This is a genomic window from Microcoleus sp. Pol12A5 (assembly GCF_036701435.1).
Lineage (GTDB): Bacteria > Cyanobacteriota > Cyanobacteriia > Cyanobacteriales > Microcoleaceae > Microcoleus.
The window spans coordinates 1-26,985 of sequence record NZ_JAUBQU010000059.1 but is presented as its reverse complement, the minus strand read 5'-3'; the positions used below and the strand labels follow the sequence as shown (position 1 = coordinate 26,985).

Sequence of the window (26,985 nt, the reverse complement as noted above, 5' to 3'; positions counted from 1 at the left end):
GATGATTTATCTATTTTTTTTAAAAAATGACGAACTATAAAGAAACAGACAGAATTATTGCTGATAACTTTGCTGAGCGGTTAAGCCTTAACAAAGTCACCAAGGATATTTACTTGGATGGAGAAGTATTTGATTTACCTAAGTTTAGGTATCAGGTTTCTCTCAAGCATAATACTGTCCTAGAGAATGATAAGTACATCCATGAATTAGCATACCTCTACGCTAGTAAAAATGTATTCTCTCCTTTAGAGGATTACTTAAATGTATGCGAGTCTACGTTCCCAGATATAGACTACAAAGATGTTTTTAGAGAGCTTAATGAGAAAGTCCTACATATTGATCCTCATTCCTTAGAAGGATTATTTTTACCTAGGACTTTAGTAGGTGCAGTAGCGAGAGTGTTAAAGCCTGGTACTAAATTTGATACTGTACTTTTACTTAAAGGTTCTCAAGGCTTTTATAAGACTTCTTTCTTCAGGGAATTAGCAGGAGAAGATTTATTTACTTCTATGTCTTTGCAAGCTTATAATAAAGATGAGCTAATGATTTGTCATAGTAAATGGATTATTGAGCTAGGAGAGTGTGAAGAGACTCTGACTGCGAGTAAGATGGGTAAGTTAAAAGCTTTTATTACTCAGCAAAGCGACACTCTTCGTAAACCCTATGATAGTAGACCGATTACACTACCTCGACAGTTTATTATAGTAGGTACAACCAATAAAGATAAGTTTTTAGTTGATGCTACAGGTAATAGAAGATTTTGGTGCGTAGATGTAAACGAGAAAATTGCTATTGAATGGGTAAAAGAAAATAGAGATTTGATTTGGGCTAGTGCTGTTAAAGCCTACAAAGATAATTATCCTATCTACTTAAATGAAACTGAGCAAGAAATGCTTAATGCTGTAAATGAAAAATATCAAGCAAATGATATGTGGGAAGATATAGTAGCTGATTGGGTAGAGAAACGACAAGAGCCTTTTGTTTTGGGCGATGTCTTAACCCAGGCTGTAGGAAAAGAACCTAAGTCTTGGAATAGAAAAGATGCAGAAAGGATTAGTGATATTCTGAGAAGTTTAGGCTTAGAAAAACCCACTACAGCTAGTAGAGTCAACGGTAAGTCCGGTAAATACTGGCAAGTACCTGTGGCTGTAACTAGGTAATTGCTCAGTTACGGTTGAGTTCCAAGCTGAATCCTTTATCTATCAAGGGGTTCAGCTATTTTGTAACTGTGTAACCGTGTAACTGTAAAATTTTAACTAATCGTTTGGATCGATCGGTCAATCTAGTTAATTGATAGACCCGGAGAAAATAAATATCCAATGGTGTTAAAGTTAGTTGAGTTACAGTTACATGGTTACATAGTTACACTTCTCAGGATAAAATCACCTACTGATAAATAGCTAAAACTCTTGGTATATAATTTTAGGGTTGGCGACAATTAGGTGATTTAAGTCACAGTATATGCAGAGGACTACTGTTAAATTCATAATGATAATTACCAAAAATAAAGGAGTTAAGTATTATGGAAGTGGCTATATCTATGTTCTTAGCTGAAGAAATCACCGCTACTGATGAAAGATTAAACTATTTATCGTATGAGGAGCTGAGTCTAATTTGTCCTCATCGTGAGTGTAGGGAACTTGTCTTCCATAAGCCATGTATAGAGGGAAAAAGAGTTCCTCACTTCTCTCATTTCAAAGATACAGGCAAAAACTGTAAGTTGGAAAGAAAGGGCAATACCCATTCCGGTGAACCCAGTAAGGATTCAGAGAGTAGAGAACAAAGCTTAGAAAAATTCCAGACTAAGTTTAAAGACATCCTCGACCAAGCCATAATTAATAATCCTAATCAAACAATCTCAAGTATTAATGAGCTTAAGGAGTGTAGGCTTCAAGGTCTAAGCTTAGTGGATACACATAAAATTGATATTCCGTCATGGTTAAGTTGGTTCAAAAAGGAAAGAAAACTTATTGAAAAAATTGCCTTATCTTTAATTAAAAACAATAATGAATTATCAAAAATACAGGGTCGAGTTTTAACATATATAGTTGATTACTTATGCGTTCCTGCTAGTGAATACATTTTAGAGGATATCCTTTACTATGTGTTTTATTTGTTAAATAAAAACGTCTCTGTTAATAACGATTCTCAGGAAGTTTGCTCTAAAGTTATTGAGTTAATACTTTATGTTTCTAGAAGCTTAACATTTGATGAGTTCCCAAGTGAAGCCATAGGGAAACATGAGATTTTAAATTTTGGTAAAACCCTAGGTGAAATAGGTACTAAGCTAGAAAAGGAACATCAACGTATAATAAATGAACCTGAGCGAGGTTTTGGGTTCAATAAGTTCGGATTATACCGTCCGTTTGGCTACGAAAGCTGCAAAGAAACTGAGCTTGAGTATATCTCTGGCAAGCGCAAACAGAACAAAAAAGGGAAAATAAGGTATGTTAAAAGTAAGGGAAAATCTCCCCAAAAGTTGAGTATATGTTGGGAAACAGATGGTAGCGAACAGCATCTCATCTTTAAGCATAATAGCGTGATAGTTGCAACTTTTTCTAAACTGAACAATGACTCACTTCAGTGGAAACCTTTATCGGGTTTTAATAAGTTGTCTAGACAGATTGCAATTCCCACCTGGTATAACTACGACCCTATACTGAGTACGTCTCTAGAGCAATTTTTTTTACAATGGCTAGTGAGTCAAGGATTTGCCGAACACCTAAGCCTATGCTCTCGTAGACGAGCATATTCTCCTGCATTAGTAAAGCTACTACTACTGTATATGTCTTATGCAGCAGAACAGACAGAAATATCTACAGAAACCGAATTACTAGGAAGTGATATGCAACTATCCCTAGACAAGGTAGGAGAAACCTATAAGAACCTAATATCAGGTCTGGTACAGGATACCCCCCATATGAAGCGAATCTACGAATTAGACGAAACATTTGCTCTACAAGCAGTCAAACCCACTGAATAGACCTCTCTAGTGATACTGGAAACAGCAGTAGAACCAACCACGTCACCTCCTACTCCAACAGTCGATGTAATGACAGAAAACTAAAGAGAAACAGTTAGGGTACGTGTGGTAAATACTCTAGCTCTTTCTTTACAGGTATCTGTAAAGGTAGCTACTAAGCTATAAGACCTTAACTAACAGTCATTAGTAGAACTCAACAAAACACACAAACAATGGAGTCAACCATGCTAGACCTAAGCGTACTCGGACACACAACTTGGGCATATCGTTCAACCGAAAATATCCGTTACGAATACCGACTCGGTAAGGGTACAAAAAACAAAAAAGGTGAGATTGTCTACAAAGAGCTTAAGGGTGAAAGTCCAAAGGAAATATCAGTTACTTGGACGGAGGATCAACTAGGTCAGCATCTCCTCTTAAAGGATAATACAGCAACTGTCGCAACCTTTAGCTTACTCAATGACAAGACAATTGTTTGGCAACCTCTAGAAGCTTATGAACGGAAACAAACGAGAATAATCGCAATACCCACTAATCGGAATAATGACCTAGTAATAGCAGAAACCCTTTTCTCTTTCTTTGAGCAATGGTTATACTCAAAACCGTTTGCACAGCGTTTAGATCAGTTGAGTAAGGAATTGGTCTATCCCCCTCGACTTGTCAAGCTGTTACTTTTGTTTATGGCATACCAAGAGGAGCGGTCAGACAAAGGTCAAGACGCTGCTAAATTGTCGATGATGATGAATATATCACTTGATAGTGTTGTTCAAAAGTTTAAATTCTACATAGAGCAATTGACCGGGGATGTTGCATATATGCAGCGCTTATACAGCGTAGATGAGAAGTTTATCTTGTCTCCTGCTAAGCCCACAACACCAGCGATTGAGTCTATACAGGTAACTCCTTCTACTCCTGATGTGTAAGTAGTCGAGTTCACGCCACGATCTACTAATGAGTCCTTACCCTACTAGATAGCCAACCAGCTCTAAATCCCTATCTAGCTTAGCTTTACTTCGCACTTTTTATACACTACTAAGATAGGACATTATATCTAAAAAGTGATATAGGAAAGTATATATGAAATATGAGAATCTATAGGAACAGAGTAGAGACGATAGCTAAATGGTTGAGGTTAGAGTAACCCGCTTTCCCTATGTGCTTCTATTACATAATTTATTTCAATGCAAACTCAATGTTCTATAACTAAAGAAAATCATATTATACGCCTCTAGATTGAGCTACATGGAGCGATAAGGCACGTATGGGTATGAATATTGTGTAGAGGAGCCTTAAAACTCGATTTAAGAGGGATAGAACAGATAGGTAAGCCTAGATATGGAGTCTTAGTCTGTTATAACCTAAGCTTATTTAGTTAATAAGTATTGCTTATCTAACTTTAGAGTTAGGTTTAATCCCTATTCATGGTACAGTAGAGTCATTTGAGAGAAAAGTGAGAGAAAAGAGGTGGCGATCGCATCCTTATCGCATCCTTCTAGTAGTGGCTCCAGACGATATAAAACAAACCCCAGCAACTTTTAGGCTGCCGGGGCTTGTCTTGTTTAATTTGGTGGCGGGAAGTGGATTTGAACCACTGACCTTCGGGTTATGAGCCCGACGAGCTACCAGGCTGCTCTATCCCGCGTCGCTTTGTCTCTCTCTAATATAAACATATCTTTCTGAAAATAGCAACCCCACAATCAAAAAAACTTTTTAGATTGTGGGAGGGGTTGCTTAAATCGGCTCAGAGTCTCGATCGCCCTAAAGCATCGAAACTTCCCCGATTACCTCCAAGCGCTTGAACTCGCTGAGAGTAAGGTAAGTTTCCGAAAGAGTTTCGGCGATCGTCGGAGTAATCCACCCCAACTGCTTGAGCAAGTGAATCGCCACAGCAAATTGAGCCCGCTTTCCCCCATCCGTCACCTTAATTGCCAAGCCCATGCCTTCGCCAACGCGGCCAATGCACTGTACCCCTTCGGCGCCGGATTTGCTCACCAATTCCCCTTGAGTCAAGCGCATCAGTTCCGTGTCAAATTTGCCCTCACCAGCAACCATCATCGGGTGGTGAGTCATAGCGCGGACAATCCGCTCCATATCCACATTGTTACCGGAGGCTAACTGAGCGTACAAAGAGGCCATTTGCCCCAACTGCAACAGATAGGTAGGAGCGCCGCAGTCGTCGCGAGCGCTGATAAACTCTTCGGCAGGCATTGCCAGCAAGTCAGCCACTTTGCCCAAAATAAGCTGCTGGACAGGATGTTTGCGGCGCAAATAAGTGTCCAGAGGCCAGTGCAGTTGCTGGCAGACAGCCAGCATACCGGCGTGTTTGCCGGAACAGTTGTATTGCAGGGCGCTCTTTTTGCCTTCAGGAATCGGGCATTGAAGTTTAGATGGGTCAATGTCGCAGCGCCACAGGACGTTAAATACCTGTCGCGATTGCTCGATCGTACCTTGATGGGAACTGCAAATAATCGCTAAATCTCGATCTGTCAATTCGTAGCGTTCTAAAGTGCCAGTCGCCGTCACCGCCAAAGCTTGAAAAGGCTTGAGTGAAGAACGGACAAATGAGGCCGTTTCCGAGTTACCAGCAACAGACAGAACGCGCCCGCGGTTGTCGCAGACAGCGGCCTGGGCGCGGTGCCTCGATTCGACAATACCTTCGCGCAGCAATGTGACTTCCAGTTCGGGAGCTTGGGTTCGTTTTCCCCTTGTCATATCAATTTTAGATTTTAGATTTTAGATTTTAGATTGGGGTTCAGGAAGTTAGGAGTTGCGAGCTGCCAGTTAAGAGTTATAAAGTTAATCTTTCTGCAATCGTTTCTCACTCATGCACTCCGGGCGTGTTGTTGGCTGTGCGCGGCAATCTCAAAACTCAAAACTCCCTTGCATTCCCGATTACAAACAACTCCAAGTTAGTCCCCCGGCAACCAGCAATACTGTCAAACCATAAAATGTCTGCCGCAGACGCCTGAGAATTGGTTCTAGTTGGTAGTTGACAATCAACTGATCTTGAAGCAAAACTTCTGGAGTTTTAGGCCAAGATTGACAATCGTACCAACCAGACTCTTCGTAGACGACCGTGGGATTTGAAAGGCGCGATCGCACGTAGAACCAACCCAAGTAGAGCCGCAGCAAAGCTAATCCTAGAATAAAACCGGCACCTGCGGCACTGCTGAGGACAAACTGAGCTGGATACTTGACAGGAGCAAAGCTAGAAGCAGCTATCGGCCCCGATACCAAGCAACTCCAAGCCCACACCCAAGCTAGTTTTGCCAGGTATCCTGGCCAATTGAGTGTTACCCAGCTAAAAAACCAGGATTCTTTAAGTTCTTGGTATTCATTGATCGGTCGCTGTTCTTGCGGAACGGGACAAATAGAAGCAGAAACGTTTTTCACATTAGCCATCCTCACGGCGCGGGGGAAAAGTCAATGCGTTCGGCGTGTCCCCAGAACGCTTCTAAATTGTAGAACTCCCGCTCTTGAGGCTTCAAGATGTGAACGATCGCGTCGCCGTAGTCCATGACCACCCAACTAGCGTCTGATAGGCCTTGTGTACGCAGTGGCAAGCGTTGCCACTCTTCTTCCACTTGGTCTGCTATCGCTTGGGAGATGGCTCGTACCTGCACATTGGAAAATCCGGTGACGATCGCAAAGTAGTCTGCCAAGTAGCATACTTCTGACACGCGGAGCAATACAATATCTACTGCTTTGCGGTCATCGGCTGCTTGGGCAACGGTCATGATCAGACCTCGGGCTTCGTCTGAGGAGGTGCCGCCCGTTGCTGTAGACTGGGCCCTGGAGTATTCGAGTTGAGTTAGATCTGACATTAAGTGTTTAATTTCCTAAGTGATAGGGTAAGGGGAAATGGGTGCGCTATTCGCTTTCGGTTGTTGGCAGTTTGAGACGGGAAATAGGAGTTAGGTTGAAGCTAAAAGTAAGGACAGGATTTCTGATAAATTTTACTTTTAACTTGTGATTTGTTCGATCGACTTTTCTGTCGAATTTCCTGTTTCCGGCGATTCGCGGGCCATTTGCAGCGCCCAATTCCGCGTAAGTACGGTGCGGGGGTGGATGTAGCAGCGAGTTTCTAGCAAATATTTAAGAGAATAATCGCTAGTTTGCCACACGGCTGCATAAAGATTGTGCAAGCTTGCCTCGCGCAGTGCTGTTAGTTCGGCTGTGTTGCCGCGGCTCGGCTCTATGGTATCTGCTACAAATACGGTACAACTGAGCTGACTCATGTTTGGTCTGCCGAGGGTGTGATTGGCGATTGCTTCCAAAATTTCTCGATCGACCACCCCGAATTCGTCTCTGGCGACGATCGCGCTCGCGTCTGCGTGCAGCAAATGCGGGTGTGCTTCCAACACTGAGTCTAACTCTAAACCTTCCTTCTGGGCCATTTGGAGCAGCAGGTGAGGTTTGAAGTATTTTGCCAAATCGTGCAACAAACCGGCCGATCTGGCTTTTGCTTCGTCGAGGCCGTAATGGCGAGCCAAGTCACCTGCTGTCTGTTCGACTCCCAGAATATGTTTGATGCGGGCAGCAGGAACTCTGTCTGACAGCCAAGCTAGAACGTTTTCGCGCGCGGGTGCAAGTGTCAAATATTAACTCCAAAATTGTATGAGCTACTATTTTAGCGTTTTGTTTCGATCGGCTGCGGTGTCGGGCACGCAGGGGTGTGGTGGCTTCTGGGATGGGGAGGGGTGACAATCAAGGTATGGATTTTGACGTATCCGCTCAAGAATCCGGGGTAAATCGCTCAACGATACACCTCAAAGGACGCAAAATTTTTCCTGAGTGGGTAGTCCGCCCCGAATTATTGAGCGGATACGAATGTGAAATTTTTGTCTTTCATCAAACTGTGGCAAATTCTGTCAAAGGTCTTTTGCTAGGATGATGAAACCCCAAAACAATATCGCCCTTAGAAATTCCTGCTGCTAGTAAATCATCAACTACGCACAAATCCGTCCAATCTTCTTCCACCCAAACTTTACCCTCTTTAATCCGAAGATACATAGTAATGTGGCGGAGCCGTTTTTTGCCATCCCAGCCAGAACGAAACCATAGATATTGATCTCGTTCTTCGTCAAATGCTAGACGATGCTCAGGCTCTAATTCATCTAGTGCGATCGCCCCTGTGACGGTCATTTCATAATATCCAGTCAATATTTGTTTAATTGTATTGCGATAGTATTCTAATTTATCCATTCCAGAATTTCCTCCTTTGCCATTTCAACTACCATTAACAAAACCTGATTTTCATTAGTAATTACTTGGATAGACTTGCGTTTAAAAAAATCTTGGTATACAATATCATCAATTGCCAAATAGAGCCTGTATTCTGGAGCCGTGAGTTGAATCAGATTTCGGTAGACAATGTATTGACCGAGTGCGCCGTGAAAATCATACATTAGCGATCGCCCAATAAAGCTCTTAATTTCAACAACTATTTTTTGTCCTTGGCGTTCTGCGGCGATCGGCTTTTCTGCGGCTATATCGGCATACAACTCGGCATCCTCATATTTGATGAAGTACGGGTCAGCCGTAATTTTCCAACCATCTTTTAGCAGGGCATTTTTAACTGCATTGTGATAGGTGTCTTTGGCAGGCATTATAAAAACACTTAAATATTACTCGCTCTTTAAATACAGTAAATACATTATAACTCTATAAGATTCGGTTTCACCAATAAACAAATAACGGTCGGCACTCACTAACATAAGGAGCTTATTATTTCGGCAAAGGCGCCAATATTTTCTCAGCATGACTCGCTGCCACCGCCGCAAATAAAGCTTCATAATGATTCAAAGCTTCCTCAAATCCGTAATTCTCCACAGCATAATTTCTGCCTTGCTCGCCCAACGCATCGACCTTAGCAGGGTGCAGGTACAAATCCTCAACAGCCTCAGCCAAAGCCTGCGGATCTTCCGGCGCTACCACCACCCCGCCACCGCTTTGCTGCACTGCTTTCTGGGCCGTACCAGTTTCGGGAACCGACGCCAAAATTGCCCTGCCACTGGCGAGAATTACTTGAATTTTTGATGGCATATTGAAGTTAGTAACGCGGCGCTTTTGTACGACTAAACTAACATCAGCAGCAGCTAACAATTCGGGCAATTTCTCTCGCGGTTCAAATGGTAGCAGCATTACATTATTAGCTTTGTAAGTTTCGCAATCTTGTTGCAATCGCGCCAATGCTGTTGATTCCCCCACAATTACAAAAGCAATTTCGGTTATGTGTTTCAAACGAGCCGCTGCTTGGACAACTGTTTGCAAGCCTTGAGTTAGGGCAATATTGCCAGCATAGAGAACGACAAATTTGCCCTTGAGTTTGTGAGTTTCTCGAAATGAGTTATTTTCCTTGGGTAAGGGCCGAATGAAATTGACATCAACCCAATTGGGAACGCAAACTATTTTTTCGGGGGGTACTCCCTGAGAATGCAATTTTTTGACAAAACCGCTGTCGATGACGCTGACTTGGCTGGCTGTGTTGTAGGCCAATTTTTCCAAAGCGTCAGCAATGCCAACTAGCAGTCCGTTTTTTTTGACCAAACCGACGCGCACGGCTGCTTCTGAGACGATATCCTGAACGTTGAGGACGATCGGGCAAGCGCGAATCCAGCCGTAAAAGGCGACTGGGACGCAAATCGGTAAAGGGGGCATTGTCGAGAAAATCACGTCGGGACGCCAGCCTCTGAAGGCTTGGACGGCGCTGGAGACGACAAAACTCCCGTCTAGCACAAGTCGGTCTAGGAGGCTGGGGTGGGGGCCGTTGACGCGCAGATAGCTGCGCTGAATTGTGACGCCGTTGTGTTCTTCGGTGAGGTAAAATTTGCCCTCATATTGCGGATAAATCCGACGCTGGGGATAGTTGGGCATTCCTGTGACGACTCGGACTTGGTGGCCGCGCTTGACTAAGCCTTGCGCTAGTTCTGTCATCAGGGGGGCAATGCCGATCGGCTCTGGATAATAGTTATAGGAATAAATTAGAATACGCATAATATTTATTTTGAAGCCAATTGTCCTGCAGCCGCGTGCATCAAGCCTGCACCCGCAGAATTGCAGAGGATGTGGTTGGGTTCCGGGTAGGACAATAGGGGGCGAGGGGATCTTCCACTCTTTGGGAAAGAAGCCGCCCTTACCGGGCGGGTATCGCGCCCTCAGCTAATGTTTTTTCGCATTACCAGGCAGTTGCGGCGATCGTCGGTACGGATATAGCGAAGATCGTCTGTGAGCTTGTACATGAAAACCAGTCCCCTTTCTCCTTCTCTGTCCAAAGGATCGCGCTGCTCTTGCATGATCGAATGCAGCTTTGCTTCGAGGTTGAACGGTTGACCCCTGTCCCAAATCCTAATTTCTAAGTAATCGGCAAACACTTTTACCTCAATGTCTATGGGCGTCGCGGGGGGCAAGTTCTGGTGAGCGTGGCGGACAGCGTTTGTAAAGCCTTCGTTGATTATCAGCCGGCACTGCCACCAGAAATCCGCTGGCAGCAGGGGCAAAACGATATTCTCCAACCATTCCAAAACGGATGTTAAAGCATTCAGGTCTGTTTCAACCTGAAGGTGCTGCTCAGCCTTTGGTTGCTTGTCTTTCATCTTTCTTCCCCCTGGTCGGCCCCCACCACCGCTGTACTCAGCGCCGGAGAGAGAGAAAAAGGAGGGCAAGGTCTTGGCAACATATTAGTTAAGTCAAGCTTGAGTTGAAGAAGCCCGTTTTGCCTCAAGGTGAGCATTCCTTTCGCACCATTTACTCGCACAGCAAATGAGAGACTTCCGATACTGTAACCCGCCTCGGTAGGGCGTTTAAATAGGGAAAATTCCCGAGTCAGCTTGCGAGGAAGTGATTTAAGCTTCGATCGTGTTAGCAGTCGGTACTTTTCTAAACACAGGTGAGTTCTTCTCGTCCTCGAAAATCATGCTGGGATAATTCGAGTATGACCTCGAACTCGCCAATTGCTAATTATTAATGCTCTGATTGCAGAGCTGGCAACTAGCTGTGCATTTTCTGGGCGTGTGAATTTTAACACTTAATGCTAACGTAGGTATCGCTAGCGATCGTCTGCTTGACTAAGTATCGAGTTCGAGTTCCCGTCCCCCCTCGGCAACAGCACCTCAAAGTTCAGCGGTTGGTTGTTGAGGGTTCCTACACAGCGCCACTATTTTTGTTAAACAGGACTGTTACAGTTTTGACTATTAGTTTGAGGTCATACACCAGGCTCCAGTTTTGTTGGTATTTTAAATCTAAACGGATGACATCTTCAAAATCGCGGACTTGAGAGCGACCGTTGACTTGCCATTCCCCTGTCATCCCGGGTTTGACATCCAAACGCTGCCACTGAGGGACTTCGTAGCGCTCAACTTCGTCTGGGGTAGGCGGTCTAGTGCCGACTAGACTCATTTCGCCTTTGAGCACGTTCCAAAACTGAGGCAATTCGTCGAGGCTGGTTTTGCGTAAGATGCGCCCGACTTTGGTAATCCGCGGGTCGTTGTCATTTTTGAAAAATGCGCCAGAAGCCTGGTTTTTGATTTGGGCTTTCATGGCTTCGGCGTTGGTACACATCGATCGAAATTTCCAAATCCGAAATTGTCTGCCCATCCAGCCACAGCGGGTTTGACCGAAAAATATCGGGCCTGGATCGTTGATAGTGATTGCTGCAGCTATGGGTACGAGCAAAATTCCTGTAATCATCAAACCAACTATTGCCCCAACAATGTCTATCAGCCGCTTCACCCACGATTGCACTGAGGGGTGGGTCATCGGTAGCTGATTGTCCGAGGGGTTGGTCTCTGTGGGAGTTGAGGTTGCAGAGGGCTGCTCGATCGTCAGCACTTGATCTAGGCTGGTGAGAGCAAATACTGCCATCACCTGCGGCTTGAGGCTTCGGAGCACCAAGTCGCTACCACGCTGTTTGGCAAATTTCAGATTGCTGACTAAAGCACCGATCCCGCTACTGTCGATGAATGTCGTCTGACTGAAGTCTAGGACAATCTTGCTGGGAACGGTGGTGCTTTCCGAAAAAAGTTGCTGGCAGGTTGTCTTGAAGTTTACAGCTTCAAGTACGCTCAAGCGCACGGGTATGTGAACTGAGGGAATCTCGTCCGAGTACGTTACCCGAAAATCTGCCTCTGGGGTTTGACTGACCATGAAGTCCTGGTTTCAAATTTCAAGCTGATGTCTTTAGCCTATTCTGTCCTAGCAGCTCCACCTTTACCAAATATTATGGTTAACAAAAGGGTAGCTTTATACAAACTTTACAAAAACGCCTGCAAACTCGCCCGCCGAGAATGATATCAAAGGCAAACATAGACTTAAGTCTACCAGTGCCAGTTTTGGTCCAAAGATTTTTGAACGCAGTCGCGGTCAAACTTTGACATCGGAATCAAGATTTTTGTGGATTCAGGCCGATTAATCTTGTCGTTAATTATTTTGGTGCCTGTCTTGCACAAGATAGCCATCGCAGTTAACAGTTAACAGCTAACCCACAAGTCAACAGTTAACGGTTAACTGGAAAACCCCCGTAACCAGCGTCGGGGGATGAGGTTAAGAATTGTAGACGTTTTCTGACTGGGAAGTTTCGCGGGTGATGGGTTTGACTTTGGCTTTGGCTTTGGCTGCGTTGCGTTTGAGGGCCTGGAGACGAGCTTCGTATTTAGCCCGCTGCTGTTTTTTGGAGGTTTGCTCGATTAAGGTTTTTAAGGCGCTGCCGAGGCTTTTGTAGGCGTTTGGGAGAGTGTAGCCGAAGCGGGTTGCCAGGGCGAGGGCTTTTTCGTCGGCGTCTACTGCTTCTTTTAAACTTTTCTCTCCGTTGTTTTTTTGGTAAAGTCTCCAGCCGGAGACACCGCATAAGGATAGGGCTAGTAACAGCAGCAAGCCGTCTTGCACCCAAAGTTCGCCGACAGCGCCGCCTAAACCAATGGCGAGGGCTGCCATTTCCCAACCGTCTCTGGGGATAGTGTCATTTTGGATTCTGGCAACTTCGTGCCAAAATAGGAGGTTCCGCTGATCCATTGCTAGCTGTTCCCAGCGGATCAGGTCTATTTGGATTTCTACCTGGTCTTTGCCTATTTCTTCGCTGCGGATCAGGGTAGGATTAACTTCTATTGTTTTTTCTACTGTTACCCAACTTTGGAGTTCTGGGGGCAGTATGTTTTTCAAGCGCCGGATCTCACTCATCTCGGCTCTTGCTGTAGAGGTTGCATAGGATGTCATAGCTCCGGCCTATTGATTTTCCAAAGGTTAATATGTGTCTATTTCTGGAGTATAGCAAACCTTTAATCAAAATCTAGTCGAGTAACGGGGGTCGATCGACCAATACTTGCAAATTTACTTGATTTTAGTCTCAGGGGGCGATCGCAACTGCCTGCTCCATCATTTCCGTTGTAGTATTTGAGCGGCGGACTGACACTCATCTAAGCGATAAAGTACCAGTTACCCTACTGCTATTTCTGGCTTCGGCTTTGATAATCCTTTTCGGCAAAAATAGAGTTTTTTGTGAACAACTTATTACTGTTTTCGCGATTTTTATACCTTGGCTTTAGGCCCGGTTAATTAACAGCTTTCAATATTCGATAGTAACTTGACTATGATTTAAATATTACATCATAATTCTACCTCAAATATCTTTCTTGTTCTGATAAATTTGGGCTTCGGATTGAGAATAGGAAGTCGAGGGGTTGTGGAGAGATGTTTAGCCGCGATCTTTTAACTTTAATTCCGACATTACCGGATAAGTTTTTTCTGTGAGTTTGGGCAATAAAACTTGTTGTTGAAATTTTTCATTCTTTTATATTTATTGATAACTAAATCCTTGTGAGTAGAGTTAAAAAGCTTGCGTTTTATGCCGTTTAATGATATTTTTATATCCGATTAAATCTTGCCACTCTTCTAGTTTTTGCTCTATCTTATCTTGTTTTACGTTGCTGATTAACGGTATGAAGCAACTTTTTTCTGAAGTTACAAAACTCACCAAGCTTGGCTTATGGCAATTTCGAGTTCTTCAACTCATACCTGTATTAAGCAACGCCAAATTTAAAGTGACTTGAGAAGACCGATTTCTAACTGATAAATGGCTGCCATGATTCCACTTTCAGGATTTGTGAGCAGGGACTTTTTGACATCTTTCAAGTATTCTACAATATGTTCCCGCAAAATCGGTCTTTCTACTTTGACTGTGTGATTGTAATCCCACAAATCCCAGATGATAATCCCGATGCCGACAATCGGGTCGATTAAACTTACTCCCAACTGACTAGCAACTGTACCGCCTGTTTTTGTGGCTACCTTGGCGGCGGCTTTGCTGGCAACTTTTGCGGTAACTTTGCTGCCCACTTTAGCTGCTACCCCCAAAATTAAGGGTTTAGCAACTAAGTAGCCGCTGCCGCCAACTAATACTTTTAATGATAAATTAGAGACGTTTCCTTTGTCGCTAATTGTGGTGGCAATATCGTTCAGATATTTGTCCCACTGTACTTGCGGTATATTATAATTGTTTTGAACTACTTTCACATTCTTGCTAACTTCTGATATGTACAAATTAGCAGTATCTTGAGTGATTAATTGAAAGCGCAGTTGAGCGTTTTTGGGTACGAGTACGCGGTTAGCAAATTCTCTTTGAAAGTCTTCGGTTAATTTTTCGGAAACAGCACGAGATGCTGCATTCATATCAAATCTGTTGAGTAGGGCAGATTTCACGAAATTAAAAGGTACGGTAAACTCCATCTTTTTTTGATTGAAGTAATCGAAGTACCAATCGAGGAAACTATTGTCTACTCGTGCAATTACTTCGGCTTCCCATTTATCCAATTCTTTGGAGGCGAAAGTTTCGGCTGTTGTATGGGATTGTTGGATAGCGTTTTTAACGTCTTGGTTGACTTTGCTAAAATCGTGCGGTGGCGAGACGAAAACTGCTGTGGTTCCGGTATTTGTTAGTGACTGGGAAATTAGAAAGTTACCTAATAGGGGAATGATGACTACTAAAATTACGATCGTCCAAATCATCGGTGTGACAGTTTTGATAAACTGACCGATAACTCTGAGACGTTCTGTTTTCTGTGAATAGCTAATTTCTTCCTTGTCTTGACTCATGGCGGTTTCTCAACTGATGAGAGTTGGGCTAGTTTCGATTATAGGCGATCGTACTTGCGATCGTGTTACAGGGGTGTAGCCTGGGATTTTGGAGGGGTTGGGGAAAAAGTGCGATCGACCCACTCTCTTATCATAGCAAGCAGTTTTTATGAGCGTACTCAAATACCAAGTCCTGTATTATTTTGTTAATTCTCCTTTGTGAAAGGAGGCTGTTAAGTTTCATTTCTGAAGTGGTGTGGTTTTGTAATTTTATGTTATACTACAAAAATTACTGGCAATACACACTCCTCACAATTAAACTAAAAATCCCTATGAAACAAACCATTCAAGAAATTTACTGCGATGAATCAGGTTACAATGGTAATAATCTTATGGACCGAGATTCACCGATTTTTGCTTATGCAAGTGTAGCAATTAACCATGAAGAAGCTACAGAATATGTAAATAATATAATTCAAAAATATAAGCTACAAGGTGGCGAATTAAAAGGTCGAAACCTTCTTAAATATCCCAAGGTAATAGCTGAGATATTGATAAATTTTAAGGATCGCATAAAAGTAGCTGTATATCATAAAAAATTCAACTTAGCTTGCAAATTGTATGAATATATATTTGAGCCAGTTTTATCAGAAAAAAACTCTCTATTTTACCAGATAAAATTTCACCGATTTATCAGCAACATTTTATATGTAGAGTTTGTATCTCAGAGCGCGGATGCTGAAAAAATATTTAGCGATTTTCAGAAGCTTATGAGAAGTTTGGAGGACACAGAACTTAACTATCTTTTTAGTTCTTCAAAAACACCTGATATTTCGCCTATACTCGACGGCATAAAGACTTTCTGTATTCATCATAGAGATACTATTAATCAAGAATTAAACTCTTTACAAGGAACTGATATAGGCAAGTGGATTTTAGAGCTTTCGTACCCGGCTTTGTTGTCTATTCTCTGTGACTGGGGAAAAGAGTTTAACCAACTTAAAGTTTTTTGTGATGTTAGTAAACCACTAAAAGAAAACAAGGGACTGTTGGATACTATGATTGGGAGAGAGGATAAGATTTATACAGACTTTTTTCAAGGAGTAGAAGAACCCATTACATTTAATCTATCCCAAGAAGTTCAATTTGTGGAATCCGATAAATTTCCTGGCATACAAATAGCTGATGTTGCTGCGGCTGCTTGTGCCTATGCTGCTAGAGAAGGTGTCAACCAAAATACAGAGAGCTGGATAGAGCATATACCCGGTATTATAGGTGGCCACTCAGTGATTCCTGATTTGAGTTACACCGACCCACATACATTTGATGCGACCAGAAATTATATGTTGTTAATATATTTGGTGGAGAAAAGTATCAACAAACAGCCATTGCTTGATGGAATAGAAGAGTTTTTATCGGCGGTTACTCATGATTTAAATCTCAATCCGAGCAATCGGATAGCTACTATTGCCGAGAATTGTCGAAGCGACGCACCCTACTTTAACTTTTAGCAGGTAAAGGAATCTCATCGCCGCACTCATAAGCAGTCTCTATCCACAATTCCCTAGCTTCCTGAATATTCTCCATCGCTTCCCACAAAGTTTCCCCCACAGACATACAACCCGGAAGGTCTTTTATTATAGCTGTATAACCTTCAGCTTCTGGATAAAAACTGATAGCATATTTCAGGCTCAAGTAATAATCTAGAGACTTAAAGTTGACTTTCATCTTCTAATTAAAAGAGCGATCGCACACTTCATCCGCGTTCATCTGCGTCAATCCGCCTACATCAGCGGTTCATAAAAAAATAGGGTGAGCAACGCCCACCCTACTATCTTACTAAAAACGATTAAACCTTCGCTTCATTCTTCACCAAATTACCCCAACCCAAATCCTTCAGCGAATTATTCCGGCGCAGCGGACGAGTCACCAACTCCAGAATATCCCGCGCATTACCAAAGCCGTGAATCTGAGCAAAAGTAAACTCAACAGACCACTTAGTATTAATCCCCCGGGCTTCCAAAGGATTAGCGTGAGCCATACCAGTAATCACCAAATCAATATTCTGCTCGTAAATCCGCTGAAGCTGATTGTAATTATCTGGTTTTTCCACAATCCGAGGAGTAGGAACTCCCATCTCGTGACAAGTCTTTTCTAACAAAGCCAACTCGGCCGCTTGATAGCGCTTGTCCATGTAAGGAATCCCAATTTCCGGGCAAGTCATGCCGCAGCGAATCAAGAAACGTGCTAAAGAAATCTCAAGCAAATTGTCGCCCATAAAGAAGACAGATTTACCGCGAATTATTTGCAGGTAATCTTCCAAACCAGCCCAAATTTGCGCTTCCCGTTCGTCCAAACCTTTTGGTTCAATTCCCAACACTGAGCAAATCTTTTCAATCCAAGCGCGAGTTCCGTCAGGGCCGATCGGGAATGGCGCACCAATTAGCTTACACTTGCGGCGGCGCATCAACGTAGAAGCAGTACGCGACAAGAACGGATTCATGCCCGATACATAATAACCTTCTTCCAAGACAGGCAATTCAGTGTAGCGCTTGGAAGGAAGCCAACCGGAAACTTTGATTCCTTGCTTCTTCAATTCTAGAGTTAGCTGAGTAACAACCGGGTCGGGCAAAGAACCGAAAAGTACCAGCGGCGTGTGCTTGACATATTCCGATTCATCTGCTGCAACTTCCTCTTTTTTCTTACCGAAATTCAGCAGTTGAGAGATAGCATTTCTTTCTTGCTTCTGAGCTTCTACAACAGGAGTTTTGTCAGGGCATTTAGCAGCCATAGCTGCCAAAACGGTATCTTCCCCTTGAGTAAAAGCGTAATCCAAGCCGTTAGCGCGCGCTGTGACGATGGGAATGCCAATTTCTGCTTCCAGCTTCGGCGCTAACCCTTCCAAATCCATTTTGATGATTTCGGTGGTGCAAGTGCCGATCCAGACAATTACACTGGGGTTACGATCGCGCTTAATTTGCAAGCACAGCCGCTTCAACTCATCATAATCGTTTAACTGAGCGGAAATATCGCCTTCTTCCAACTCAGCCATCGCATAGCGAGGCTCAGCAAAAATCATCACGCCCATTGCGTTTTGCAAGAAATAGCCGCAAGTCTTAGTACCGATTACCAAGAAAAAGCTATCTTCAATTTTTTGATAAAGCCAAGCTACGCAGCTAATCGGACAAAAGGTGTGATAATTGCCTGTTTCGCATTCAAAGTTTAAAGCTTCCGGTTCATTAGTAGTAATAGCAGTCATATCTCAAATCTTCTCCCTTTAAATTGTTTTTAGTCTGAAACAGGACAGGCTCGCTAAGCGAGGAAATATCTGTTTTTTGCGATCGCCTCGTTTCTCTGGCGGACGATAGAAATAGGTTTTTTTTCCTCTCGAACGCAAACAGGCGCAGCGGCGAGAAAACACCTGTTTTGTGCGATCGCACTTTCGCAGCGAACAATAAATAGAAATACCTGATTTTGGGCTAATTCCTCTAAAAAATAGATGCAGCCAATTCAATATTTCCGCAGCCGCAGCATCCAAAATTTGGGCTAAAAAATTCTGCGCGAGGGCTTATAATCCCTCACAGCAGGGATTTAATTTTCTTCAACTCGCTCCGGCAAAAAGCCTCTTGGGAGTTGTGAGTTGGAGCTAATTAAAAATCAAAAACTCGCAACTCACAACTCACCAATAGACCGGCAAAATTCAAGACTAGAAGAGATGCGGGCGATCGCCACAACCTCACTTAAAATCCGACAAAAAGCCCGAAATTTCTTCATCCTCATCGTCGGAATCCAAATCGCCGAGACCTAGAGCATCTAAATCATCTTCATCGGGATCTCCGGTAGTTGCTTCCCCCAGATCGTCGAGTCCGAGATCGTCGAGGTCATCGTCATCAGATACAGAGAAATCGTCAATACCGTCATCGTCCAAGTCACCCAGATCCATGTCTAGGTCATCTGAGGTCGCTGCCCCAAACGGATCAGGTATTTCTTCGGCGACAAACTCTGCATCTTCTTCCCCAAACGGATCGGATATTCCCGATTCGAGATCTCCAGAGGTCAAAGTCCCAAATTGAGAGGCTTCTTCTTCCTCGTCATCGCCGAGGTCGAGACCGCCCAAAGCCGAGGCTTCTTCTTCCTCGTCATCATCGCCGAGGCCGAGACCGCCCAAAGCTAAGGCTTCTTCTTCCTCGTCATCATCGCCCATATCAAAGTCAGATACGGCGTCTTCCTCATCGTCGCCCATATCAAAGTCAGATACGGCGTCTTCCTCGTCGTCGCCCATATCAAAGTCAGATACGGCGTCTTCCTCGTCGTCGCCCATATCAAAGTCAGATATGGCGTCTTCCTCATCGTCTTCGAGACCGAGAGCGTCCAAAGCCGAGGCTTCTTCCTCGTCATCGTCCATGTCGAAGTCGGAGACCGCTTCTTCCTCCTCGTCATCGTCCATGTCAAAGTCCGAGACCGCTTCTTCCTCCTCGTCGTCCATGTCGAAGTCGGAGACCGCTTCTTCCTCGTCATCGCCCAAGTCGAAGCCAGAGACTGCTTCTTCCTCAAACTCATCGAAGGATTCGTCTGAGCTCAGTGCTGACGCACCAGCAGCCAGACCGGCTGCTCCGGCGACTCCGGCGACTACTCCGGCTGCTGCTAAGGCCGCACCGCCCAATTTATTAGATTTGGCATCAGCGGGTGCAGCAGTTGCAGTTTGAGCTGCTGCGGGTGCAGCAGTTGCAGTTTGAGCGACTGCGGGTGCAGTAGTTGCAGTTTGAGCTGCTGCGGGTGCAGCAGTTGCAGTTTGAGCGACTGCGGGTGCAGCAGTTGCAGTTTGAGCGACTGCGGGTGTTGGAGATTTACCGGCCGTCTGCGGCGCGATATTTGAGGGCATACCCAGCGCGATGTCCGGGTCAAAATTTAGTCCCAACACTTCGATCAGGCTGTCTGCATCCGGCTTGAGTTTTGAGAAGGGCAGCATTAATTGCTGGAGTTCCGGCTCCAGGGCAGCCGCAATTCCCAGGATGAGGTAAGAAACAGGCCTTTTCCCGCCGTCGGGTGTGGCGACCGTGTTCTCAGCCGTCATGTGCAGGAGCAGCCAAGCCCGATTTACCTGGTAGTAGTCCAACCACTTCTGTTTGAGAGCAACTGAAAAAGTATCAAAAAAAGCCATAACCTCTTTATCCTCATCCTGATCGCTAGACCTATTAAACCATCATCAGGTCTAGCTCATCTTCCTCCTTCTTGACCACCGGTTGCACTGGATTTAGATAAAAATCTGAAAGTAAGGCGAATAATTCGCGATCGGGCGTGTCGTTGGGCACTACTCCTTCGGGCATTGCCAAAATCTGGTCGGCTATGTTGAGGTAGTAATCGCAGACGTAGTTAAGCGAAGGATCGCTTTCGGCCATCTCAAACAATGTTTTGCCTTTGACGCGAGAAACTCGGATGTCTTCAATTAGGGGCAGCACTTCCAGCACCGGCATCGGTACAGAGTCAATGTACTTGTCTATCAAGTCGCGCTTTGAGGTGCGGTTCCCAATTAAACCGGCGAGCCGCAACGGGTGAGTGCGGGCTTTTTCGCGGACTGAGGCGGCGATGCGGTTGGCTGCAAATAAAGCATCGAACCCGTTGTCGGTAACAATCATGCAGTAATCCGCGTAGTTCAAGGGGGCTGCAAAACCGCCGCACACTACGTCACCGAGCACGTCGAAGAGGATGATGTCGTATTCGTCGAAGGCATTGAGTTCTTTGAGGAGTTTGACGGTTTCACCCACTACATAGCCCCCGCAGCCAGCTCCTGCGGGAGGGCCGCCTGCTTCTACGCAGTCAACGCCTCCGTAGCCTTTGTAGATGACATCTTCGGGCCAAACGTCTTCGTAGTGATAGTCCTTTTGCTGAAGGGTGTCAATAATTGTGGGGATCAAGAAGCCAGTGAGGGTAAATGTGCTGTCGTGCTTTGGATCGCAACCGATTTGCAAAACTTTCTTGCCGCGCTTGGCTAGGGCAACGGAGATGTTGCAGCTTGTTGTCGATTTGCCAATTCCACCTTTTCCGTAAACTGCGAGTTTCACTCTTTGTTCTCCTATAGGTTTCTATCAAAACGATGAGGGCTGGGTTTTCATCCTTTTTTTCGATCGCCCAACTCCAATAGCCCAATTGCAATAGCCCAATTGCAATTCCCTTACTGTCAGTCGATTTGAGATTTCAGAATTGAGATGAAAGAATCGACTCCACATATGAATCTGGGGCTTCTCTCTAACTAAAATTTTCGATCTCGACGACTTTTGTTTGGGGCTTGTATCCGTCTTTGGGTTAGGCCAATTTTGGACTCGGCCCTTAGTCACCTCGTTGAAAGCATTATTAGCTAACTTGCGATGAAAAGAAAGGGGGCGTCTAAATGAAAATGCTAGTAAATTTGTTTATTTTGCATCTTTGGGAATCTTAACTGGTTTTTTGATATAAAAATCTATTTTTATATTTTTTTTAGCTTTTAAATAGATTTTAGAATACTTTCTTAATATAAAGAGGTACAAAAATAAAACAAAAATTAACTTCTCAAACAATCTGGGCTTTTGGCTTTGGGGCTAGGATGCAGGCAGTTGATGGCTTGTGCGGGTAACTGGAACGGTCATCAAGGCGCTAGTGGATGAGCCAAACTCGAAGTGAGTTCGGATCAGTTGGGTCAGGGGAGGGCAAAGTTATGGGATTTTAGATTTTAGATTTTAGATTTTAGATTGGGAAAGATTGACTTTGCTTGGGTTTCTGGTGTTATGTAAAAAATTGTGAATTTTTAGGAAATGGTGGAGAGTCGGAGAGTGAGGGAGTGAGTCGGGGAGAGCGGGAGTGAGTCGGGGAGAGTGGGGGATTGGCAGAATATGATTCTTCCCAATGACTACTGATACCCGTTGAAAAAAATAATGCAACTGTAGGCCCGCGATCCAAACCCCGGGCTTCATGAGTCATTTCCCATCCTTAAATTGTTCAATCGAAAATCGTATGACTGGTGGCTAATGACAACTGACGATCGGAATCTCGATCGCAAACTCAGTGCCCCGTCCAGCTTCCGAAACGCAGTCGAGCCGCCCCCCGTGCTGTTCGACAACTAAATGGTAAGAAATCGAAAGTCCCAACCCAGTGCCCTTGCCTACTGGTTTGGTAGTAAAAAACGGGTCAAATAATTGGCGGCGAATCTCCTCCGGTATGCCCCGCCCGTTGTCGGAAATGCGGATCGCCACAAAATCGCCACCAACAACTTCAGTACGAATTGTAATTGTCGGCACACTCAATGGAGAACTAGGATTTGACGGGGGTGAATTTTTTCCATCTCTCGTCGCCCATTCCCCTTTCTGGATTTCTTCATCCAAAGCATCAATAGCATTGCCGATAATATTCATAAACACCTGATTTATCTGACCGCCACAGCACTGGATCAAGGGCAAATTACCGTATTCTTTAATAATGTTAATAGCTGGATGTGCGCCGTGAGCTTTGAGCCGATGCTGCAAAATCAACAAAGTGGTTTCGAGTCCCTCATGAATGTCAACGAGCTTGATGTTAGATTGATCCGATCGCGAAAAATTACGCATCGACACAACTATTTGGCGGATGCGCTCGGTTCCTACTTGCATAGAAGACAGGATCTTAGATAAGTCTTCTACCAAAAAATCGACTTCCATCTTTGCTGCTGCTTCCCTAATTTCCGAGACTGGTTCGGGATAGTGCTGCTGGTAAAGTTCCAAGAGTTGAAACAATTCTTTGATGTAGTGGCTGGCGTGGGAAAGGTTGCCGTAGATAAAATTAACAGGATTGTTAATTTCGTGAGCTATACCGGCAATCATTTGTCCCAAAGAAGACATTTTTTCGGTTTGCACTAATTGAGTTTGAGTTTGCTGCAACTTTCGCACAGTTTGCTCTAATTGCTGCGCTTGATTTTTCAAGCAAGCTTGCTTTCGCCGCAGCGCTTCTTCGACTCGCTGGCGCTTGAGAATATCCCGTCTCAACAATTCATTGGATTCTAAAAGTTGAGCGGTGCGTTCTTCAACTTGTTTTTTTAAGTCGTCGTGAGCTTGGCGCAGGGCTTCTTGGGCGCGTTGCCTCTCTAAAATTTCTTCCTGCAAAAGTTGGTTGGCTTTCTGCAATTGGGTGGCTCGATCGTCCACTGCTTGCTGCAAAAGCTCGATCGTCCCGTACATTTCAGATTGGTTAAAAACTTGCGGCAAACTTGTCTGAGAGACAACCCCCAAAAGTTCTCCCTGGCTGCCAACTACGACCAAACGGCGGACGCAGTGCCGCTGCATGGACTGGTGAGCACTCCAGAGGGAATCGGCGGGAGATATGCAAAATAAAGGCGCACTCATGGCCTCTATAGCCGATATTTGGGAGAGGTTTAATTCGAGGGCGTGAAACTGCACGATGTCGCGCTCGGTGACAATGCCGATCGGAATTTGATAATTTTGTGTTGGTGCGATAGCCCGATCGGGATGCTGAGTTTGCTCTTGGACAATGACTACGGAACTAACTCGATGCTTGACCATGAGCTGGGCTAAATCGAGGGCTGAGGCAGTTGTTGGGGCAGAAATGACTTCTTTGGTCATGACATCTGCTGCACAGCGCAAATTGGTTAGCAAGTTAATCGGTTGCAGGGCTTCGTGAATGGCTTCGCGGGTGATGATGCCCAGAAGTCGCGAGTCCTCGTCCACTACGGGCAAATGCCGAATCTGATGCTGGCGCAACGTGAACATAGCTGTGAAAATATCTTGAGACTTGGATTGTTTGAGGGTAATGGGCGATCGAGTCATTACGTCAGCTATTGTCAGTCCGACCGTACAAGCTGCGACGGTAGTTAGCTTGACGATATCCCGTTCTGTAAAAATGCCGATCGGGCGATTATCTTCGACGACTAAGACGCAGCTCCGCTTGGCTGCGCTAGCAACAGCGTTTTGTTTTTCCCCACAAAGCTGACAGGAGACGCGCATCGGGTTCATGAGAGCCAACACCTGCGCGATGGGGGTTTCTGGAGGCACGGTGAGGGGGTGGCGGTCGATCGCCCGATCTAAAGGTGACGAGTAGAGCGGCCGGCTGTTAGGCCGTCCGGCTGGTTCTGATGATTTAATTACGGGCAACTGCAGGGCTGAATCTCGGAAATGTTGTAATTTTTCTTCTTGTAGCATGATTATTAATTTTACTTAATGAGTTGTTACAATTTTGGAGACTTGGGTTGGCAGACTTAGCATTAATTAAGCGGGTGAGAGATGCTCGATCGCCTAAAATCTGATTGCTAGAACACTCTTATTTAATTTTTATTTTTTAAATCCTATGTCGTGGACTCCCTTAAGTCATCGAATTCATCATTTGCCGCTGATCCTTGCGGGCCCGATTTTGCGCCGGACTGAAAGTCGGGCCGTGACAGTTTGGCTCGCTCTGAAAGCACCCCGCCAAGTTGAACTCAAGGTTTATTCGACAGAGGGCGGAACCGGCGAAATTGTCGGTCAGCCCTTACTGCAAGGTGCGAGCTCTACCGTAAAGCTCGGCAAATACCTGCACGTAGTCGCGGTGACTGCTACACCAATTAATAGCAATGTCTTGACATCTGGGCAAATTTATGCTTATGACATCAAGTTTGCTGGGAGTAGCGAGTCGCCGTCGGCGGGCGCAGTCCCAGAAAATGAGAAAGAAAATCTCATTTCTTGCCTGTGGCCTGCCGCCCCTGATTTATCGGCTTTGGGGCCGGAGACGATTAGTTATTTCGCTCACCAGTTGCCCACTTTTGCCCTGCCGCCGCAGGATTTAAACTATTTGCGTATCGTTCACGGTTCTTGTCGCAAACCCCACGGAGACGGCAGAGATGCACTGCCAATCTTGGATAATGCGCTCGAACAGTTTGCAGGAACGGCAAATAGCAGGCCCCACCAACTGTTTTTAACGGGCGACCAAATTTACGGCGACGACGTTGCCGATGCGATGCTGTGGGCTTTGACTGATGCTGGCGATACCCTGTTGGGCTGGGAAGAAAGTCTACCCCTGATGGATGATGCCCAAATTAAAAAGAATTTGTGTATCAGTATACCTAAAAATTCGGAAAACGAAAATGCAGTTGGCCAAGAGAGAGAATTTTTTAGAGAGTCGCCTATTCAGAAACCGTCTGATGTTGAGTATGAGTCCAAAAAACCAATTGAGTTACAGCCGGGGAGTCGCAGCGATATTGCCAGAGATTGTGGTGGCTTTACGGCGATGTTGGTGAATAAACCCGCCAATGCTAAAAGTCACTTATTTAGCTTGGGCGAATATTACGCGATGTATTTGTTAGTTTGGTCGCCGATACTCTGGTGTACGAGTTTTCCGAAGGGTAAGGATATTTGTCCAAATTCTAAGCAGGCAAAAGTTTGGGATAGAGAAGTTGTTGAACTTAACGGTTTTGCTCGCAATTTGTGGAGGGTGAGGAGGGCGCTAGCGAATATTCCTAGTTATATGATTTGCGACGATCATGATGTTAGCGACGATTTGTATTTGAATCGAGAGTGGTGTTACCGGGTGCTGGGAAAGCCGCTGGGCCGACGGGTGGTGCAGAATGCTTTGCTGGCTTACGCTGTGTTTCAGGCTTGGGGCAATACGCCTGCACAGTTCGATCGCGAAAAACCCGGAGATAAATTATTAACAACTGCGGAAAAATGGTCGGATTCTGCTGGGACGGATGTTTCTGCGTGGGAGGAGGCGGCTTCGTATTTGGGAATTCCTGCACTCGATCCGAAAACTCATTTGCCTAAGTTGAAATTAGATGAAGATGTTTTTATTTTGGATCGAGATGAGGAGGGTGTCAATGAGGTTTTGAATTGGCATTTTACTGTGAGAAGTTTTAAGCACGAGGTAATTGTGCTGGATACGCGGAGTTGGCGCGGGTATCCGGTGAAAAGCGCGATCGATCCACCGATGCTTTTGACTTACAAAGGTTTTGAGGAACAAATTCAGAAACCTTTGAGGGAGACAGATTTGCTGAATAAAACAGGGGAGTTTGAGATTGAGGCGACGCTGGTGGTTGTGCCGACCAATTTGGTGGGTTTGTGGATTATTGATGCGGTGCAAAAGTGGGATGTGGAACAGGGGAAGGTTTTTAATAGTGACGCGGGGGATGCTTGGAATTTTCATGAGTTGGCTTTTGTGAAGCTGTTGTCGGAGTTTTTTAAGCAGCGCGATCGGGTGATTGTGTTGACGGGCGATATTCACTATGCTGCTGCTGTGCGACTGAGTTATTGGTCTGATTGTCATTTTGGCGATTCTCGGCCGAATATTGAGCCTTTGACGAGGGAGAATTATCGGTCAAATTGTCAATATTCTGTGCTGGCGCAGTTGACTGCTAGTGCTTTTATCAATGAGGAGTGGAAAACGCATTTAGTTCATACTAAGATTAAGTCGCTGTTTCCTGAACGCTCGCATGAATGTTTGGGATGGAATCAGCCGCTGGAATTAATGAAAATTCCCAGGAGTAGCAGAAAGAAAGCTCTGGAGGCTGCTGTTAGAAATAGACAATCTCTGCCTGACTGGGGCTATCGGATTGACTGGATTAAACGGCAAAGAGCTCGGGTATTTTTGCTGCTAGAAAAGGGAACTGCGTCAGATAGATCTCATAAAAATAAACAATTGTCATTCCTGCGTAGGTTGTGGAATTTTATAGCGCTGTTGTGGCGCAATCGCTGGCTGCAAGAGGGTGATGAGATTGTGGGATATAGCAATATTGCGATAGTCAGTTTTCAGTGGCCTGCTGAGGGTGATGGGGAAAAAGCGGTGATGCAAAATGTTTATTGGCGACCTCTTTGGGAGCCGGATAGTGTGGTTTACAGTCAATATTTCGTCCCACTGGGATTGGATGAGGATAATTAGGGCTTGCTGAATAATTGATCGCTTTTTGGCGATCGGGAGTGATCGATTATTCAACCAGAGTTAAAGATGAGTTT

At 44.8% G+C, this 26,985-nt stretch carries 21 protein-coding genes and 1 tRNA gene; 5 read left to right on the top strand and 17 right to left on the bottom strand.

The features are described 5' to 3' along the window. The first annotated feature begins 26 nt into the window (after window positions 1–26). The 3 genes from QUA45_RS16830 to QUA45_RS16820 all read left to right on the top strand — a co-directional run bounded on the left by QUA45_RS16830 (window position 27) and on the right by QUA45_RS16820 (window position 3,906). Complete coding sequence (locus tag QUA45_RS16830; protein ID WP_333221613.1) at window positions 27–1,160, top strand: virulence-associated E family protein; 1,134 nt, start codon at window positions 27–29, stop codon at window positions 1,158–1,160. 362 nt (window positions 1,161–1,522) lie between these two features. Continuing rightward, a complete protein-coding gene (locus QUA45_RS16825) occupies window positions 1,523–2,983 on the top strand; it encodes a hypothetical protein (protein WP_333221612.1) in 1,461 nt (486 codons plus the stop codon). Between the two features lie 224 nt (window positions 2,984–3,207). Continuing rightward, window positions 3,208–3,906: a hypothetical protein gene (locus QUA45_RS16820; RefSeq protein WP_333221610.1), complete on the top strand. Its 699-nt coding sequence runs from the start codon at window positions 3,208–3,210 to the stop codon at window positions 3,904–3,906. A 642-nt stretch (window positions 3,907–4,548) separates the two neighbouring features. On the opposite strand, the gene QUA45_RS16815 is transcribed toward QUA45_RS16820, so the two are convergent. From QUA45_RS16815 to QUA45_RS16760, 12 genes are all read right to left on the bottom strand, one after another. Then, a tRNA-Met gene (locus tag QUA45_RS16815) sits at window positions 4,549–4,625 on the bottom strand. A gap of 116 nt (window positions 4,626–4,741) precedes the next feature. After that, entirely contained in the window at window positions 4,742–5,695 is a 954-nt protein-coding gene (locus tag QUA45_RS16810) for an asparaginase (protein ID WP_333065553.1), read from the bottom strand. A gap of 180 nt (window positions 5,696–5,875) precedes the next feature. Continuing rightward, window positions 5,876–6,385, bottom strand: coding sequence for a CGLD27 family protein (locus tag QUA45_RS16805; protein WP_333065555.1), 510 nt, complete (start codon window positions 6,383–6,385; stop codon window positions 5,876–5,878). A gap of 2 nt (window positions 6,386–6,387) precedes the next feature. Continuing rightward, window positions 6,388–6,807 (bottom strand): ribosome silencing factor, encoded by a 420-nt coding sequence (rsfS, locus tag QUA45_RS16800; protein ID WP_333099654.1) that lies wholly within the window; start codon window positions 6,805–6,807, stop codon window positions 6,388–6,390. Window positions 6,808–6,945: 138 nt separating this feature from the next. Beyond that, window positions 6,946–7,581: a bis(5'-nucleosyl)-tetraphosphatase (symmetrical) YqeK gene (gene yqeK, locus QUA45_RS16795; protein WP_333099653.1), complete on the bottom strand. Its 636-nt coding sequence runs from the start codon at window positions 7,579–7,581 to the stop codon at window positions 6,946–6,948. Window positions 7,582–7,834: 253 nt separating this feature from the next. Beyond that, the gene (locus QUA45_RS16790) at window positions 7,835–8,188 is read right to left on the bottom strand and encodes a XisI protein (RefSeq protein ID WP_333221608.1); all 354 of its coding nucleotides are present in this window, start codon (window positions 8,186–8,188) and stop codon (window positions 7,835–7,837) included. Then, a complete protein-coding gene (locus tag QUA45_RS16785; RefSeq protein WP_333221606.1) occupies window positions 8,176–8,592 on the bottom strand; it encodes a XisH family protein in 417 nt (138 codons plus the stop codon). Before QUA45_RS16785 ends, QUA45_RS16790 begins: the two co-directional genes overlap by 13 nt. Window positions 8,593–8,710: 118 nt before the next feature. Further along, window positions 8,711–9,979 (bottom strand): WcaI family glycosyltransferase, encoded by a 1,269-nt coding sequence (locus QUA45_RS16780; RefSeq protein WP_333099650.1) that lies wholly within the window; start codon window positions 9,977–9,979, stop codon window positions 8,711–8,713. A gap of 161 nt (window positions 9,980–10,140) precedes the next feature. After that, a complete protein-coding gene (locus QUA45_RS16775; RefSeq protein WP_333065568.1) occupies window positions 10,141–10,578 on the bottom strand; it encodes an ATP-binding protein in 438 nt (145 codons plus the stop codon). Between the two features lie 547 nt (window positions 10,579–11,125). Next, window positions 11,126–12,127: a sugar transferase gene (locus QUA45_RS16770; protein ID WP_333065569.1), complete on the bottom strand. Its 1,002-nt coding sequence runs from the start codon at window positions 12,125–12,127 to the stop codon at window positions 11,126–11,128. A 396-nt stretch (window positions 12,128–12,523) separates the two neighbouring features. Beyond that, a complete protein-coding gene (locus tag QUA45_RS16765) occupies window positions 12,524–13,192 on the bottom strand; it encodes a DUF3318 domain-containing protein (protein WP_015178535.1) in 669 nt (222 codons plus the stop codon). 819 nt (window positions 13,193–14,011) lie between these two features. Next, complete coding sequence (locus tag QUA45_RS16760) at window positions 14,012–15,067, bottom strand: hypothetical protein (RefSeq protein ID WP_333221604.1); 1,056 nt, start codon at window positions 15,065–15,067, stop codon at window positions 14,012–14,014. Between the two features lie 311 nt (window positions 15,068–15,378). On the opposite strand from QUA45_RS16760, the gene QUA45_RS16755 reads away from it, so the two are divergent. Continuing rightward, window positions 15,379–16,557: a DUF3800 domain-containing protein gene (locus QUA45_RS16755; RefSeq protein WP_333221602.1), complete on the top strand. Its 1,179-nt coding sequence runs from the start codon at window positions 15,379–15,381 to the stop codon at window positions 16,555–16,557. Here the strand turns inward: QUA45_RS16755 and QUA45_RS16750 are convergent. From QUA45_RS16750 to QUA45_RS16730, 5 genes are all read right to left on the bottom strand, one after another. Continuing rightward, a complete protein-coding gene (locus QUA45_RS16750; protein ID WP_333221600.1) occupies window positions 16,547–16,774 on the bottom strand; it encodes a type II toxin-antitoxin system HicB family antitoxin in 228 nt (75 codons plus the stop codon). The two genes, QUA45_RS16755 and QUA45_RS16750, sit on opposite strands and share 11 nt — an antisense overlap. A 121-nt stretch (window positions 16,775–16,895) precedes the next feature. Further along, window positions 16,896–18,305 carry a ferredoxin:protochlorophyllide reductase (ATP-dependent) subunit N gene (locus QUA45_RS16745; RefSeq protein ID WP_333221598.1) on the bottom strand — a complete coding sequence of 470 codons (1,410 nt, stop codon included), beginning with the start codon at window positions 18,303–18,305 and terminating at the stop codon, window positions 16,896–16,898. A gap of 477 nt (window positions 18,306–18,782) precedes the next feature. Then, on the bottom strand, window positions 18,783–20,207 hold the full coding sequence (locus tag QUA45_RS16740) for a DUF5331 domain-containing protein (RefSeq protein ID WP_333221596.1): 1,425 nt from the start codon (window positions 20,205–20,207) through the stop codon (window positions 18,783–18,785). Window positions 20,208–20,241: 34 nt separating this feature from the next. Then, entirely contained in the window at window positions 20,242–21,108 is an 867-nt protein-coding gene (gene bchL, locus QUA45_RS16735; protein WP_006634709.1) for a ferredoxin:protochlorophyllide reductase (ATP-dependent) iron-sulfur ATP-binding protein, read from the bottom strand. Between the two features lie 936 nt (window positions 21,109–22,044). Next, entirely contained in the window at window positions 22,045–24,207 is a 2,163-nt protein-coding gene (locus QUA45_RS16730) for a CBS domain-containing protein (RefSeq protein ID WP_333098541.1), read from the bottom strand. A 145-nt stretch (window positions 24,208–24,352) separates the two neighbouring features. Here QUA45_RS16730 and QUA45_RS16725 point away from each other — a divergent pair, with 145 nt between their 5' ends. After that, entirely contained in the window at window positions 24,353–26,911 is a 2,559-nt protein-coding gene (locus QUA45_RS16725) for a PhoD-like phosphatase (protein WP_333221594.1), read from the top strand. Window positions 26,912–26,985: the final 74 nt, after the last annotated feature.

Excerpts from the sequence above, each read along its gene's own strand:
- QUA45_RS16750 (WP_333221600.1), bottom strand. The coding sequence starts at position 16,774 with ATGAAAGTCAACTTTAAGTCTCTAGATTATTACTTGAGCCTGAAATAT.
- QUA45_RS16775 (WP_333065568.1), bottom strand. The coding sequence starts at position 10,578 with ATGAAAGACAAGCAACCAAAGGCTGAGCAGCACCTTCAGGTTGAAACA.
- QUA45_RS16765 (WP_015178535.1), bottom strand. The coding sequence starts at position 13,192 with ATGACATCCTATGCAACCTCTACAGCAAGAGCCGAGATGAGTGAGATC.
- QUA45_RS16760 (WP_333221604.1), bottom strand. The coding sequence starts at position 15,067 with ATGAGTCAAGACAAGGAAGAAATTAGCTATTCACAGAAAACAGAACGT.
- QUA45_RS16770 (WP_333065569.1), bottom strand. The coding sequence starts at position 12,127 with ATGGTCAGTCAAACCCCAGAGGCAGATTTTCGGGTAACGTACTCGGAC.
- rsfS (WP_333099654.1), bottom strand. The coding sequence starts at position 6,807 with ATGTCAGATCTAACTCAACTCGAATACTCCAGGGCCCAGTCTACAGCA.
- QUA45_RS16805 (WP_333065555.1), bottom strand. The coding sequence starts at position 6,385 with ATGGCTAATGTGAAAAACGTTTCTGCTTCTATTTGTCCCGTTCCGCAA.
- QUA45_RS16725 (WP_333221594.1), top strand. The coding sequence starts at position 24,353 with ATGTCGTGGACTCCCTTAAGTCATCGAATTCATCATTTGCCGCTGATC.
- QUA45_RS16810 (WP_333065553.1), bottom strand. The coding sequence starts at position 5,695 with ATGACAAGGGGAAAACGAACCCAAGCTCCCGAACTGGAAGTCACATTG.
- QUA45_RS16755 (WP_333221602.1), top strand. The coding sequence starts at position 15,379 with ATGAAACAAACCATTCAAGAAATTTACTGCGATGAATCAGGTTACAAT.
- QUA45_RS16790 (WP_333221608.1), bottom strand. The coding sequence starts at position 8,188 with ATGGATAAATTAGAATACTATCGCAATACAATTAAACAAATATTGACT.
- QUA45_RS16780 (WP_333099650.1), bottom strand. The coding sequence starts at position 9,979 with ATGCGTATTCTAATTTATTCCTATAACTATTATCCAGAGCCGATCGGC.
- QUA45_RS16830 (WP_333221613.1), top strand. The coding sequence starts at position 27 with ATGACGAACTATAAAGAAACAGACAGAATTATTGCTGATAACTTTGCT.
- QUA45_RS16745 (WP_333221598.1), bottom strand. The coding sequence starts at position 18,305 with ATGACTGCTATTACTACTAATGAACCGGAAGCTTTAAACTTTGAATGC.
- QUA45_RS16785 (WP_333221606.1), bottom strand. The coding sequence starts at position 8,592 with ATGCCTGCCAAAGACACCTATCACAATGCAGTTAAAAATGCCCTGCTA.
- QUA45_RS16730 (WP_333098541.1), bottom strand. The coding sequence starts at position 24,207 with ATGCTACAAGAAGAAAAATTACAACATTTCCGAGATTCAGCCCTGCAG.
- QUA45_RS16820 (WP_333221610.1), top strand. The coding sequence starts at position 3,208 with ATGCTAGACCTAAGCGTACTCGGACACACAACTTGGGCATATCGTTCA.
- QUA45_RS16740 (WP_333221596.1), bottom strand. The coding sequence starts at position 20,207 with ATGGCTTTTTTTGATACTTTTTCAGTTGCTCTCAAACAGAAGTGGTTG.
- QUA45_RS16825 (WP_333221612.1), top strand. The coding sequence starts at position 1,523 with ATGGAAGTGGCTATATCTATGTTCTTAGCTGAAGAAATCACCGCTACT.